We start from the raw sequence: 14,113 nt of genomic DNA, 5'->3' as shown, positions 1-14,113 counted from the left end.
CGGGCGCTGTCAGGCCAAAATACGAATACCTGAAGAGAGGCTTGGCGAAATCCCGCGCGGCGCTTCATGCAGGGCGGGAAGATCGCGAAACAAGCGCCTGAAACGAAAAAGGAAGACGCGTTCCCGCATCTTCCCTTGTTGTCTCCCTGTCGGACCGGCCGACTTATATTGCGGTGACGCTACGAAATGATTTCGAACCCGTCAACAGGGTTTTTCGGCGTAAAAATCATAGCCGACAAACGCCGCGCGATGCGTGCGACGCAAGCGCAGGGAGGATCGCCTGCGCGCGCACGGTGCGTGTCCCCGGACCGGCGAAAAACATGCTGGCCGCAAAAGGTTAAATTTGTATGTTCATGAGACGGGGCAACGGCGGAAGGGAATGCGCATGGAAAACGGGGTCTTCGTCGGCGGTGGCGGACCGGATTACGGCGACAAGCAATACCTCAGGCTGGATTACGCCAACCGCCACGGGCTGATCGCAGGGGCGACCGGCACCGGCAAGACGGTGACGCTGCAGATCCTCGCCGAAGGCTTTTCCGCGCGGGGCGTGCCGGTGGTCATGGCCGATGTGAAAGGCGATCTGTCGGGCCTCGCCAAGCCGGGCGACGCCGGTTTCAAGCTGCATGAGGCCTTTGCCGAACGCGCCGCCACCATCGGCTTCGACGATTACCGCTACGAGGGGTTTCCCGTCACCTTCTGGGATCTTTTCGGCAAACAGGGCCATCCCGTGCGCACCACGGTCGCCGAAATGGGCCCCCTGCTGATCGCCCGCCTGCTGGAGCTGACCGAGGCGCAGGAGGGCATTCTCAACATCGCCTTCCGCGTCGCCGATGAGGAAGGCTTGCCGCTGCTCGATCTGAAGGATCTGCAGGCGATGCTGGTCTGGCTCGGAGAGAACCGCAAGGATGTCTCGCTGCGCTACGGCAATATCTCGGTCGCGTCGGTGGGCGCGATCCAGCGGCGGCTCCTGGTGCTGGAGAACCAGGGCGCGGCCGATTTCTTCGGCGAACCGGCGCTCGATCTGGCCGACCTGATGCGCATAGCACCGGGCGGGAGGGGCCAGGTCAACATCCTCGCCGCCGACAGGCTGATGGCTTCGCCCCGGCTCTATGCGACCTTCCTGCTCTGGCTGCTGTCGGAACTCTTCGAGGATCTGCCCGAACTGGGCGATCCCGACAAACCCAGGCTGGTCTTCTTCTTCGACGAGGCGCATCTGCTTTTCGATGACGCCCCCAAGGCATTGGTCGACAAGGTCGAACAGGTCGCGCGGCTCATCCGCTCCAAGGGGGTGGGGGTCTATTTCATCACGCAGTCCCCCGATGATATCCCGCAGGACATCCTCGGACAGCTCGGCAACCGCGTGCAGCACGCGCTGCGCGCGTTCACCGCGCGGGACCGCAAGGCGCTGCGCATGGCCGCGGAAACCTATCGCGGGAATCCGGCTTTCGACACCGAAGATGCGATCCGCGAGGTCGGCGTGGGCGAGGCCGTGACCTCGTTTCTGGAACGCAAGGGCATTCCCGGCATGGTCGAGCGCACGCTGATCCGCCCGCCCTCGTCGCAACTCGGGCCGATCACGCCCGCCGAACGCGAAGACGTCATCCGCGCCTCCGATCTCGGCGCGCGCTACTCCGCGCCCATCGATCGCGAGTCGGCCTTCGAACGGCTCGCCGGACGCGCACAAAAGGCCGCCCGCGCCGCCGAGGAGGCCGAGCGCACCGAGCACGATCTCGACATGGCGATGCGCGAATACAAGACCGGCCGCCGCTTCACCGGCACCCGCGTGCCGCGCTCCGGCGCGCAGCAGGACAAACAGGCCGGCTTCGGCGAGATCCTGACAGGCCATGTGATGAAGGAACTCAAGGGCTCCACCGGCCGCCGCATCGTGCGCGGCATCCTCGGCGGGCTCTTCAAGAACCGCTGACGGCGTCCTCCCCTTTCTTCTTGCCGGAAATATCCCGGGGGTCCGGGGGCAGCGCCCCCGAAACGTCCGCCGCTGGCCTTCCGCGCCCCGCCGGGCTAGATCCCGCCGGACAGCAAGGAAAGCCCGCCCATGCCAGCCGACACCACCACCGACGCCCAGATCGCCGCCGAGGAGCGCCGCTCCGGCATCCGCACCATCCGCAAGGTCGGTCCCTATCTCTGGCCGAAGGACAAACCGTGGGTGAAACGCCGTGTGGTGATCGCGCTGGTCTGTCTCGTCCTTGCCAAGCTCGTCGGCGTTCTCGCGCCGCTGCTGTTCGGCCGCGCGGTCGATGCGCTCGGCGGCGAGGTGCCCGATCTGATGCTGGGCGGGGTGGGGCTGACGCTGGCCTATGGCGCGGCGCGGCTGATGAATGTCGGCTTTCAGCAGTTGCGCGACGGCGTTTTCGCGCGCGTCGGCCAGCGCGCCCTGCGCTCCCTGGCGATCGAGACCTTCTCGCATATCCACCGCCTGTCGATGCGCTATCACATCACCCGTAAGACGGGCGGGCTGAGCCGGATCATCGAACGCGGGGTCAAGGCGGTCGATTTCCTGTTGCGCTTTTTGCTTTTCAGCATCGGGCCGCTGATCCTCGAATTGCTGCTGGTTGCGGGGTTCCTGCTGGTGCTTCTGGATGTGCGCTACACGCTCGTCGTTCTGGTGACGATCGCGATCTATGTCGCCTTTACCTTCAAGGTCACCGAATGGCGCGTCCGCCTGCGCCGCGAGATGAACGCGCAGGACACCGATGCCAACCAGAAGGCCATCGACAGCCTGCTCAATTTCGAAACCGTCAAGTATTTCGGGGCCGAAGCGCGCGAGGTCGGGCGCTATGACGCTGCGATGCAGGGCTACGAGGGTGCGGCGATCAAGACGGCGACGTCGCTGGCCATGCTCAATTTCGGCCAGAGCCTCATCATCACCGGCGGGCTGATCACCGTCATGGTGATGGCCGCGCTCGGTGTGCAGAACGGAACGTTGACGGTGGGCGATTTCGTCATGGTCAACGCCTACATGATCCAGATCACCATGCCGCTCAATTTCCTCGGCACGGTCTATCGAGAGATCCGGCAAAGCCTTGTCGATATGGGCGAGATGTTCGACCTGCTGGGCCAGCCGCAGGAGGTCTCCGACAAGCCCGGCGCGCCGATGCTGGATGTCACGCGCGGCGCGGTCAGCTTCGACGATGTGCATTTCGGCTACGATCCGGCGCGTCCGATCCTTCGGGGCATCTCGCTCGATATCGCACCGGGACAGAAAGTGGCGCTAGTCGGCCCCTCCGGCGCGGGCAAATCCACCATCGGGCGTCTGCTCTTTCGGTTCTATGACGTGACGGGCGGCGCGGTTCGCATCGATGGGCAGGACGTGCGGGACGTCACGCAGGATAGCCTGCACGAGGCGATCGGCGTGGTGCCGCAGGACACGGTGCTTTTCAACGACACGATCCGCTACAACATCGCATATGGCCGCGACGGGGCTACCGAGGACGAGATCGTCGCGGCCGCCCGCTCGGCGCGCATTCACGATTTCATCATGTCGCTGCCGAACGGCTATGACACGATGGTCGGAGAGCGCGGGCTGAAGCTCTCGGGCGGTGAGAAACAGCGCGTCGGCATTGCGCGCACGCTGCTCAAGGATCCGCCCATTCTGATCCTCGACGAGGCGACCTCGGCGCTCGATTCGGAAACCGAAAGCTCGATCCAGGGCGCGCTGCGCCGCGCCGGCGAAGGGCGCACCGTCATCACCATCGCGCACAGGCTTTCCACCATTGCGGATGCGGACCGGATCGTCGTGCTGGAGGGCGGGCAGATCGCCGAGAGCGGCACCCATGCCGAATTGCTGGCAGGGGGGGGCCGCTACGCGGCGCTCTGGCAGCGGCAGATGCAGGAAGAGGAGGCGGCGTAGGGCACACGCCGTTTCGAAACGGCGTCAAAGCGCGTTCGAACGCGCTTACTCCGCTGCCCGAACCGGCGGTCCGCCCTTGCGGCGGCGCAGCACGGATTGCAGATCCTCCAGTTGCGGCGCGGCCTCCGCATCGTCGTAACCGGGGGCTGTGGCGTCGGTGTCGTCCCAGAGGATCGTCGGCGGTTCGGTCTTGCGCGCCGCGCGGGCGAGCGCCCAGTCGCTTGCCGCCCGTCCGCCGCCGAGCCGTGCCAGCAGACGCGCCGTCCAAAGCGCATAGGTGCCGAGCCAGACCCTGACCGCCAGCATCGACGGTGTGAAGACCAACGTCAGCACCGTTGCGATGCCGAGCCCGAAGACCACCGCCGTCGCCAGTTGCTTCCACCAGAGCGCGGTCGGGCTGTTGATGGAATAGCCGCCGCCGAAGAAATCGAGGCTCAGCCCGAACATCATCGGCGCCAGCCCGGCCATCGTGGTAATCGTGGTCAGCAGCACCGGGCGGATGCGGTCCTCTGCGGTGCGGATGATCGCCTCGATGCGAGGCATGTAGCGGGAATATTCCTGGTAGGTGTCAATCAGCACGATGTTGTTGTTCACCACGATCCCCGCCAAAGCGACGATACCGGTGCCGGTCATGATGATGCTGAAGGTCTGATCCATGACCAGCATCCCGATCAGCACGCCCGTGGTCGAGAGCACCACCGCCAGCAGCACCAGAACCGCGTTGTAGAAACTGTTGAACTGCGCCAGCAGGATGATGAACATCAGCCCCAGCGCCGCGCCGAAGGCCTTGCCGAGGAAAGCCTGGCTTTCGGCCTGTTCCTCCTGATCGCCGGTCCATTCCCATTCGATGCCGGGCAGGGGGTTGCCCGACAGCCAGTCGGTCAGCTGCGCGATGCGTTCATTGGCGTTCACCGGGATGAGCCTCGCGCCGCTGTCGAGCGCGTCCTGAACGTCGCTTGGCGCCGCGCCGCCCGCGTTCAGGATCGCATGGCGTGCGCCGCCCGGTCCGGTCAGCGGGCCGTTTTCGTCCGCGCGCAGGATGACCGGGTCGTCCTGCCCCGCGAGCGCAAGCTTGGACAGGCCCGGCAGCACATCCGCCTTGACGTCGAAATGGCGCTTCTGATCGACGCGGGTGATCTCGGCCAGCTTCTCAACCGGCTTTCGGGTGATGAAGTTGGACAGCGGCACCAGCCCGTCTGCGGTGCGCACGCGCAGCGTGTCGAGCGTGGACAGGAACCGGTCTTCCTCGGGCAAGCGGACGCGGATCTCGATTTCCTCGTCCGAGCTGTCCACCCGCATCGTGTCGAGCAGCAGCCCGCGCGTGACCAGTTGCACCATCGCGCCCACGGTGGCGACATCCGCTCCGTAGCGGCCCGCCTTTTCGACATCGACATCGATCTGCCAGTCGATGCCGGGCAGGGGCCGGGTGTCCTCGATCAGGGTCAGGCCGGGCGTCGCCTCGAATTTCGTGCGCGCGGTTTCGGTTGCGGCCAGCAGTCTGTCCCAGTCGTCGGATTTCAGCCGCAGATGCACCGGCTTGCCGCTGGCGGGGCCGCGGTTTTGCGACAGGATTTCGATCTCGATCCCCGGAATCCGCTCAAGCTGCGCGGTCAGTTCATCGAGCACCACATCGCCATCGAGCTCGGGCCGGTCCGCGCGGTCTTCCCACGGGATGGTTTCGAGCTGGACCTGTCCGATCGTGTCCTTGGGCACCTGCGCGCCACTGGCATCGGTGTTGAGCCCGCCGCGCCCCGCGAAGGAAAAGGCGTTCTGCACGCCGGGATGGGCCAGCACGATCCGCTCGGCGCGTTTGACCAGCGCGTCTTTCTCTTCGAGGCTGAGATTGCCGCGCGCGCGGACATAGACGATGGCCTGTTCGGGTTCGGATTCCACGAAGAACTCGACGCCGTTATTGTGTTCGCCGAAATAGGTGAAAACGCTGACGACGAAGGCCAGAACGGCACCGGCGGCGACGATCGGCATGACCGGATTGCCGGCGATCAGCTTGATGACATGCCCGAAAAGCGTGCGTTTGCGCGTCTCTATGCGCCGCTTGCGCCATTTGAAGGAGGCCGCATCGAGCACGATGGAGGCCAGCACAGAGCCGATCAGGAAAAGCGCGATGCCGGGCGCATGGGCGAGCGGGCCGCCTGCGACCGGCGGGATGAGGAATCCCGGATCGAGCAGCATCAGCGCACCCAGCAGCAAAAGACCCAGCACCAGCGGCACCAGCGCCAGCCGCGCGGGCCAGGGCAGGGCGGCACGCAGGCGTTCGGACGCGCGCGTCAACATGCGGCTGAAGCGGCCCGTCACGCCGCCGACCACGGGCAGATAAACGAGCGCGACCACCAGTGAGGCCGACAGCACGAAGATGATCGTGACGGGCAAGAGCCCCATGAATTCGCCCGGAATCCCCGGCCAGAACAGCATCGGCAGAAAGGCGCATAGTGTCGTTCCTGTGGAGCTTACCACCGGCCAGAACATGCGTTTGGCCGCCTCGACATAGGCGTGCATCGGTCCGGTTCCGGCCTGAATGCGCTTGTCCGCGTTCTCGACCACCACGATGGCGCCATCGACCAGCATCCCGACCGCGAGGATCAGGCCGAACATCACGATGTTCGAGATGCTCACCCCCATGATCGTCAGCAGCAGGAAGCACAGCAGGAACGAGGTGGGGATTGCAAAACCCACCAGCAGCGCCGCGCGCAGGCCGAGCGAAGCCAGAACCACGATCATCACGAGCGCCACCGCCGTCAGCACCGAGCCTTCGAGCTGGCGCACCATGCTGTCCACGATGCGCGACTGGTCGTTCGAGGAGCCGACCGTGACGGCGGCCTGCAATTCGGCGGGCCACTCGGCCTCGGCGGCGGCGACCACGGCCTTCACCGCGTCGGCGGTGTCGATCAGGTTGAAGCCCTTGCGCTTGACGATCTGCAGCGCCAGCGTCTTTTCGCCGTTGAAACGGGCGGTGCCGTCGCGGTCCTCGAAGGTCAGGTTGATCGTCGCCAGATCGCCCAGCGTGACCACGCGGTCGCCGTTCACCTTGACGGGCAGGTCGTAGACATCGCTCCGGTCGTCGAAGCTCGACGGGATCTTGACGGCGAAACTGCCCTGCTCGGCGGTGATTTCACCCGCTGCGATCAGTTGGTTGTTGTTCTGCACCACGCCGATCAACTCGCCCGCCGTGACGTTGTAGCTTTCCAGCTTGAGCGGATCGATCACGACCTCCAGCATCTCGTCGCGATTGCCCGCGATGCCGGCCTCAAGCACCGAATCAAGCCCCTCGATACGGTCCTGAAGATCCTTGGCGACGCGTGCCATGGTGCGTTCGGGCACAGGGCCGGTCAGGTTCACGATCAGAATCGGAAATTCGGAGAAGTTGATCTCGGTGATCGAATATTGCTCGGCCCCGGCGGGGAATTTCGCCTGCGCCTTGTTCATCGCGTCGCGCACGTCGGCCATGATGCGGGTCTTGTCCCAGCCGAATTCGAATTCCAGCGCGACGCCCGCATAGCCTTCGGCGGCGGTGCCGGACATGGATTTCAGCCCGTCGAGATCGGACAGCTCGGTTTCCATCGGCTTGACCAGCAGCGTTTCGCTATCGGCAGCCGAGATGCCGGGAAAGACGGTGGAGACGAACAGCGCCGGGATCTCGATATCCGGCTCGCCTTCCTTTGGCAGGTTCAGATAGGCAGCGCCCCCGATGACGAGCGAGAGCGCGATGAAGGCCAGCACCATGCGGGCGCGGCCGGCGGCCCAATCGACGATGCCGGTCATTGGATGACCTCCTCGAAGCTGGGCACGACCGGCACGCCATCGGTGACGAATTCCTGCCCCACGGTGATGACGTCGACCTGCGGCGGAAGCCCGGCGAGATAGACGCCTTCGGGCGCATCGCGCAGCACGGTGACCGGCATGAAGCGGGCCTGCATATCCGCGTCGATGCTGCGCACGCCCAGCGTGCCTTCGTCGTTCAGCGTCAGCGCGGAGGCCGCCAGCAAATGCGCCTCGACGCCCTGCGCCTCGATGCGGATTTCGGCGGTCTGGCCGTCGCGGATCGCGAGATCCGGGTTCGCCACCGTGAGTTCGACGCGGAAGGTGCGGGTGGTCGGGTCGGCGGCGCGGGACAGGAAGGTCACGCGTGCATCGGCCTGTGTGCCATCGCTCAGGCGCACCGTGCCATGTGCTCCGACCTCGACCCGCGCGACCTGCGTTTCGGGAACGAAGCCGACCACCTTGATCGGATCGAGCCGGATCACCGTCGCGCAAAGCGCGCCGGGTTGCAGAAGGCTGCCAAGCTCGGCCGTGTCGGATTCGAGCAGCCCCGCGAAGGGCGCGGTGATGGTCAGCCGGTCGATTTCCGTCTCGGCGCGGGCGACAGCGGCGGCGGCGCTTTCGATATTTGCCTGAAGCCCGTTCAGCCCGGCGCGCGCGGCCTCGACCCCGGCCTGCGCGCTGCGGATCGCCGCCTGTGCGCTTTGCACCGTCGCTTCGGTATTGGCGACGCGCGTCTGGCTGGCGAAACCGCCCTCGATCAGCCGCTTGGCGGCGGTCGCGTTTATCTCGGCCTCCTGCAGGCGCGCGCGGGCCTCGGCCAGCCGGGCCTCGGCTTCGGGGATGCGCGCCTCGGTCTCGGGCTGGCGCGCCTGCGCCTCGGTCAGCCGGGCTTTTGCCTCGGCGAGTGAGGCGGCACTGGTGCCGGGATCGAGTTGGCAAAGCGTGTCGCCGCGTTCCACGAAAGCGCCCTTGCGCAGCGGCTCGGAGACGACCTTGCCGCTGGCTTCCGACATGACGGAGACCTGCCGCGCCGCTTCGGTCTGGCCGCGCAGGACGACCTGAGTTTCGATTTCGCGCGCAACCGAGCGGGTCGCCATGACGCGGACGATGCCGTCCTCTGCCGTCTCGGGCTCCGGTGGCGCGGCCGCTGCGGTATCCTCCTGCGCGGCGGCGGCGGTGTCGGTGATGGGTGCGGGATCGGGGCGCGGGCTCAGATCGTTCACAAAGGCGAAGAGCCGGTCCCGCTCGATCACGATCGCGAAGAGGAACGCAGCCACCAGAACTGCCGTAATCAGGGGGACGATGCGCATCAAGCCAACCTTGTTTTCAAATCGAATTCGTTCTGCCGGACGCCGCCGGCGCAGGATCGCCTTTGTCTAGGTCATCATCGCGGCGCACAAAAGAGATACGGTAAACCGATGAGTTCAGATTAACATCGATGCGCTTTTTTACAACAATCCGCCCCGGCGCGCCGGCAAAGCACCGCTTGGCACCCTGCGCCAGCCGCGATAAGAGGGGCGCGATATGGCGCATGGGAGAATGGCGTGAGCGAGACCGACAGCTTTATCGACGAGGTGACCGAAGAGGTGCGCCGCGACCGGTTGTTCCGGCTGATGCGCCGCTATGGCTGGATCGCGGTGGTGCTGGTGCTGCTGCTGGTCGCCGGAACGGCGTGGCGCGAATATGCCCGCTCGGCCGAGGCTGCGCGCGCGCAGGGTTTCGGCGATGCGGTCATCGCGGCGCTGGAGAATGACGATGCGGCGGCCCGCGTCGAGGCTTTGGCCCGGATCGACGCGCCGACGGCCGGAGGGGCGGCGGTGCTCGACATGCTGATCGCCGCCGAACAGGCCGCGCAGGACAAGGGCGCCGAGGCCGCAGAACGGCTCAGCCGCGCGGCGACGAATGGCGAGCTGCCCGAGATTTATCGCCAGATCGCCAGTTTCAAGGCGCTGACCCGCCCCGAAAGCCCGATGAGCGCGGATGAGCGCCGCGCCGCCTTCGAGGCGATGGCGATGCCCGGCGCGCCGCTGCGGCTTCTGGCCGAGGAACAGCTCGCGCTGCTGGAGATCGAGGCGGGCGACACGGTTGCCGCTCTGGAGCGTCTGAACGCAATCCTTGCAGATGCCGAGGTCACGCCGGGCTTGCGCCGGCGGGCATCTCAGTTGATTGTGGCGCTCGGGGGCGAATTGAGCGCATCCTGACAGCGCCGGCAGGGGCGCGGATGAGACAGGCCAGAACGATACGGGGGCAGGGCAGTGCATAGCAAACTTCTGATGGCCGGACTTCTGGGGCTTGGCGCTCTGGCTGCCTGCACGGAACGCGAGATCATCCTGCCCGGCGACCGGCTCGGTGTGCGCGAGGTGCTGCAGGAGGGCGCGGAGGGCGCGCCCGCCGATCCCGCCAATTACAGCGCGCCCGCCAATATCCCCGCCGCGCGAGCAAATGCCGACTGGCCGCAGGCCCATGTGAGCCCGTCCTATCGCACGGCGAACGCTGCGCTGTCTCCGCGGCTGGCGCCGCTCTGGTCCGTGCCGATCGGGCAGGGCGACAAGCGCCGCGCGCGGATCATCACCGATCCGGTGGTCGCGGATGGCCGCGTCTTCACGATCGACAGCGCGGGCCGCGTGAGCGCGACCTCGACAGGCGGCGCGGCGCTCTGGAGCTATTCGCTCGTGCCGCTGCGCGATGACGCCAGCCAGGCGTTCGCCGGCGGGCTCGCCCATTCCGACGGGCGGCTTTTCGTGACCTCGGGCTTCGGCACGCTGACCGCGCTCGACGCGGCGACCGGCGGCGAGATCTGGACGCAGAAGCTTGGTGAAACGGCGACAGGCGCGCCCACGGTTTTCGGCGATCTGGTCTATCTCGTGGCCGGGGACAGCACCGCCTGGGCGGTCGAGCAATCCGACGGGCGCATCCGCTGGCAATCGGACGGTCTGGGCGACGTGAACAACGTGGCCGGCGCGGCCCCGCCTGCGGTCACGAACAAGCACGTCGTCTTTTCCTATGGCAGCGGCGCGGTCGAAGGCGCGTTCCGGCAGGGCGGGCTGCGGCTCTGGAGCGCGGATATCGTCGGTGGGCGCAAGGGGTTCGCGATTTCCTTGATCGACGACATCACCGGCTATCCGGTGATCGATGGCGACAGGGTCTATGTCGGCAATCATTCGGGGCGCCTCGTCGCGCTCAACGTCAATTCGGGCGAACGGCTGTGGACGGCGAAGCACGGCGCGCTCGATGCCGTCTGGCCGGCGGGCAATTCGGTTTATTTCGTTTCCGATCTGAACAAGCTGGTGCGACTCGATGCGCAGGACGGATCGCAAATCTGGTCGGTCGATCTGCCCGGCTATGTGCCGGTGCGCAAACCGCAGAAGGGGCGCGACGCCGCTTTCGTCAATCACGGGCCGATCCTTGCCGGCGGGCGTCTGATCGTCGCGTCCTCGGACGGGCTGCTGCGCGCCTTCGATCCGGCCTCGGGCGCGCTTGTCGGACAAACGGAGATCCCCGGCGGCGCGACCACGCGGCCCATCGTGGCGAACGGCACGCTCTATGTCGTGTCGAAATCGGGCGTTCTTCACGCCTTTCGGTAACCCCTTTCGCGAAGGCGGGAAATAGGCTAGGCGAGCGGTCTGATACCTGCCGGAGCCGCGTGCCCATGTCTTTCACCCTTGCCATCGTCGGACGCCCCAATGTGGGCAAATCGACATTGTTCAACCGTCTGGTCGGCAAGCGCCTCGCGCTGGTCGACGATCAGCCGGGCGTGACGCGCGATCTGCGTGAAGGCGCGGCGCGGCTTGGCGATCTGCGCTTTACGGTGATCGACACGGCGGGTCTGGAAGACGCGACCGATGAAAGCCTGCCCGGACGGATGCGCAAGATGACCGAACGCGCCGTGGACATGGCCGATGTGTGCCTCTTCGTGATCGATGCACGCACCGGCGTGACCCCGACCGACGAGATGTTCGCCGAGATACTGCGCAAGCGGTCGGATCACATCATATTGGCCGCCAACAAGGCCGAGGGGCAGGCCGCCGATGCCGGGGTTCTCGAAGCCTATGCGCTTGGGCTGGGCGAGCCGATCCGGCTGTCGGCGGAGCATGGCGAGGGGATGCCGGAACTCTACAGCGCGTTGCAACCCCTGGCGGATGAATACGACAAGCGCGCCGAAGCGGCGGCGCCCGAGATCGAGGTGGATGTCGGTGACGAGGAAGAGGGCGGCGCGCGCGCCATCACGGCGGCCAAGCCCTTGCAGATCGCCGTCGTGGGCCGGCCTAATGCGGGCAAATCCACGCTCATCAACCGCATCCTCGGCGAGGATCGCCTGCTGACCGGCCCCGAGGCCGGCATCACACGCGATGCGATCTCGGTGCAGACCGATTGGGACGGCACGCCGATGCGCATCTTCGACACGGCCGGGATGCGCAAGAAGGCGAAGGTGCAGGAAAAGCTGGAAAAGCTGTCGGTCTCAGACGGGCTGCGCGCGGTGAAATTCGCCGAGGTCGTGGTGGTCCTGCTGGATGCCGCGATCCCCTTCGAGAGCCAGGATCTGCGCATTGCCGATCTGGCCGAGCGCGAGGGGCGCGCGGTGGTCATCGCCGTCAACAAATGGGACGCCGAGGAACACCGGCAGGAAAAGCTGCGCGAATTGAAGGAGGCGTTCGAACGCCTCTTGCCGCAATTGCGCGGCGCACCGCTGGTCACGGTCTCTGCGCGAACGGGGCGCGGGCTCGACCGGCTGCACGCGGCGATCCTGAAGGCACATGATGTCTGGAACCGTCGGGTCACGACCGCGCAGCTCAACCGTTGGCTCGCCGGGATGATCGAACAGCATCCGCCCCCCGCGCCGCAGGGCCGGCGGATCAAGCTGCGCTACATGACCCAGGCCAAGACCCGCCCGCCCGGTTTCGTCGTGATGTGCTCGCATCCCGACAAGATGCCCGACAGCTACCGCCGGTATCTCGTCAACGGGCTGCGCGAGGATTTCGACATGCCCGGAACGCCCATCCGGCTGACCTTGCGCGGGCAGGGCGATCGGAACCCCTACAAGGGCCGGACGGAAAAGAACGCCGGGGCGCTCAGGAAGCATCTCGGCAAGGGTCGGCGATAGGCGCCTTCGGCATCGCCCGGCCCGCGAGGGAAACTGCTGACCTGCGCGGCGCGCCATGCTAAAGCGGTCGCGGACAATATTCGGTGACGACATGGCCAAGACCCCAAGCGGCAAGAACACGTCCGGACGCGGCCAGCGCGATCTGAAGGTCAAGGTGAAATCCGCGCGCGGCCGCAAGCTCAGCTCGACGCGCTGGCTGCAGCGGCAGCTCAACGATCCATATGTGAAGCGCGCCCAGACAGACGGCTATCGCGGACGGGCGGCCTACAAGATTCTGGAACTCGACGAGAAGTATCGCTTCCTGGTGCCCGGTGCGCGCGTCGTCGATCTCGGTTGTGCGCCGGGCGGCTGGTGCCAAGTGGCTGTGCAACGGGTCAACGCGCTGGGAGAAAAGCCGGGAAAGAAAGTCGGCACGGTTCTTGGGATCGATCTGCAGGAGGTCGATCCGATTGCGGGCGCGGAGATCCATCAGCTCGATTTTCTTGATGACGGCGCGGACGACAAGGTGAAGGCTTGGATTGGCGGCAAGGCCGATGTCGTCATGTCGGATATGGCGGCGGCCTCATCGGGTCACAAGCAGACCGATCACCTGCGCATCATGAACCTGTGCGAGACCGCGGCCCATTTCGCTTTCGATGTGCTCGAAGAGGGCGGCACCTTCGTGGCCAAGGTTCTTGCCGGCGGGGCGGAGGGCGAGTTGCAGAAACTCCTCAAGCAGCGATTTACAAAGGTGATGAACGTCAAGCCGCCGGCTTCCCGTTCGGACAGTTCCGAGAAATTCGTCGTCGCAACCGGCTTTCGGGGCGCCGCAGTCTGATCGCGTTGTAGCGAACGGATCGCGCGCTCGCGCAGACGCCGTTCGGCGGCGTCGCTGAGAACTGCCGGATTTTCCGCAGAGCCCCCGGCCAATCGTTGACGAGCCCGCTGGCGGTGGAGTTCGAAAAGACGGGCGAGCCGCGTGTCGGGGTGGTGCCAATCGCGTGTATGTTTCATCTCCCCCTCCTTTCGGGCTGTCAGGCGACCATAAAGGAGCTTTGCGGCCGATTTGTGCCGCGACAAAGGCCGCGGACCGACTCGCTCGCGAGCGATTCCACCGCGGGAGCGGGCGATTCCGGCAATTTTCCTTGCTTTACCTTGGGGCAAATGTGGGTAAAGCTGTGGATAAGTCTCAGAGCGGCGATCTGGACGTGACAGCGAGAGGCCGACCGCTCCGCTTTACGCAAGACCAACTCAGAGAGAATCCATTTGAAAACAATCGGTTGCGTTGTTTTCGCGAAAAATTCCGCTTTTCCTGAATTTTCTGCTTGCGCAGATCTCTCACTAACCGTAGAACCCCCCTCACCGGCGGCGCTGAGGCGCGGTTGGGG

10 protein-coding genes are annotated in these 14,113 nt (G+C 65.8%); 6 read left to right on the top strand and 4 right to left on the bottom strand.

What is annotated here, in order from left to right; all coding sequences use genetic code 11:
- Window positions 1–385 precede the first annotated feature (385 nt).
- Together M3465_RS00050 and M3465_RS00045 are read left to right on the top strand one after the other, a co-directional pair.
- On the top strand, window positions 386–1,924 hold the full coding sequence (locus M3465_RS00050; protein ID WP_249499663.1) for a helicase HerA-like domain-containing protein: 1,539 nt from the start codon (window positions 386–388) through the stop codon (window positions 1,922–1,924).
- Between the two features lie 129 nt (window positions 1,925–2,053).
- Window positions 2,054–3,868 carry an ABCB family ABC transporter ATP-binding protein/permease gene (locus tag M3465_RS00045; RefSeq protein ID WP_249499662.1) on the top strand — a complete coding sequence of 605 codons (1,815 nt, stop codon included), beginning with the start codon at window positions 2,054–2,056 and terminating at the stop codon, window positions 3,866–3,868.
- A gap of 45 nt (window positions 3,869–3,913) precedes the next feature.
- On the opposite strand, the gene M3465_RS00040 is transcribed toward M3465_RS00045, so the two are convergent.
- From M3465_RS00040 to M3465_RS00030, 3 genes are read right to left on the bottom strand one after another with little or no spacing between them, the layout of a single operon-like run.
- Window positions 3,914–7,645, bottom strand: coding sequence for an efflux RND transporter permease subunit (locus M3465_RS00040; protein WP_249499661.1), 3,732 nt, complete (start codon window positions 7,643–7,645; stop codon window positions 3,914–3,916).
- Entirely contained in the window at window positions 7,642–8,955 is a 1,314-nt protein-coding gene (locus M3465_RS00035) for an efflux RND transporter periplasmic adaptor subunit (RefSeq protein ID WP_249499660.1), read from the bottom strand. Before M3465_RS00035 ends, M3465_RS00040 begins: the two co-directional genes overlap by 4 nt.
- Before the next feature lie 16 nt (window positions 8,956–8,971).
- Window positions 8,972–9,178 carry a hypothetical protein gene (locus tag M3465_RS00030; protein ID WP_249499659.1) on the bottom strand — a complete coding sequence of 69 codons (207 nt, stop codon included), beginning with the start codon at window positions 9,176–9,178 and terminating at the stop codon, window positions 8,972–8,974.
- 11 nt (window positions 9,179–9,189) lie between these two features.
- On the opposite strand from M3465_RS00030, the gene M3465_RS00025 reads away from it, so the two are divergent.
- The 4 genes from M3465_RS00025 (at window position 9,190) to M3465_RS00010 (ending at window position 13,563) form a co-directional block, all read left to right on the top strand.
- Complete coding sequence (locus M3465_RS00025; RefSeq protein ID WP_249499658.1) at window positions 9,190–9,846, top strand: tetratricopeptide repeat protein; 657 nt, start codon at window positions 9,190–9,192, stop codon at window positions 9,844–9,846.
- Between the two features lie 54 nt (window positions 9,847–9,900).
- Window positions 9,901–11,229: an outer membrane protein assembly factor BamB family protein gene (locus M3465_RS00020; protein ID WP_249499657.1), complete on the top strand. Its 1,329-nt coding sequence runs from the start codon at window positions 9,901–9,903 to the stop codon at window positions 11,227–11,229.
- A gap of 65 nt (window positions 11,230–11,294) precedes the next feature.
- On the top strand, window positions 11,295–12,746 hold the full coding sequence (gene der, locus M3465_RS00015; protein ID WP_249499656.1) for a ribosome biogenesis GTPase Der: 1,452 nt from the start codon (window positions 11,295–11,297) through the stop codon (window positions 12,744–12,746).
- A 91-nt stretch (window positions 12,747–12,837) separates the two neighbouring features.
- The gene (locus tag M3465_RS00010; protein WP_249499655.1) at window positions 12,838–13,563 is read left to right on the top strand and encodes an RlmE family RNA methyltransferase; all 726 of its coding nucleotides are present in this window, start codon (window positions 12,838–12,840) and stop codon (window positions 13,561–13,563) included.
- Window positions 13,564–13,759: 196 nt separating this feature from the next.
- On the opposite strand, the gene M3465_RS00005 is transcribed toward M3465_RS00010, so the two are convergent.
- Window positions 13,760–14,113: hypothetical protein (locus M3465_RS00005; protein WP_249499654.1), on the bottom strand; the 354-nt coding region annotated here is incomplete at its 5' end.

The sequence above is a fragment of the Marivita sp. GX14005 genome (assembly GCF_023370775.1).
In the GTDB taxonomy this organism is placed as follows: domain Bacteria; phylum Pseudomonadota; class Alphaproteobacteria; order Rhodobacterales; family Rhodobacteraceae; genus Marivita.
Note: the sequence above shows the minus strand (reverse complement) of the source record. Positions and strands in the feature narration are given on the sequence as shown.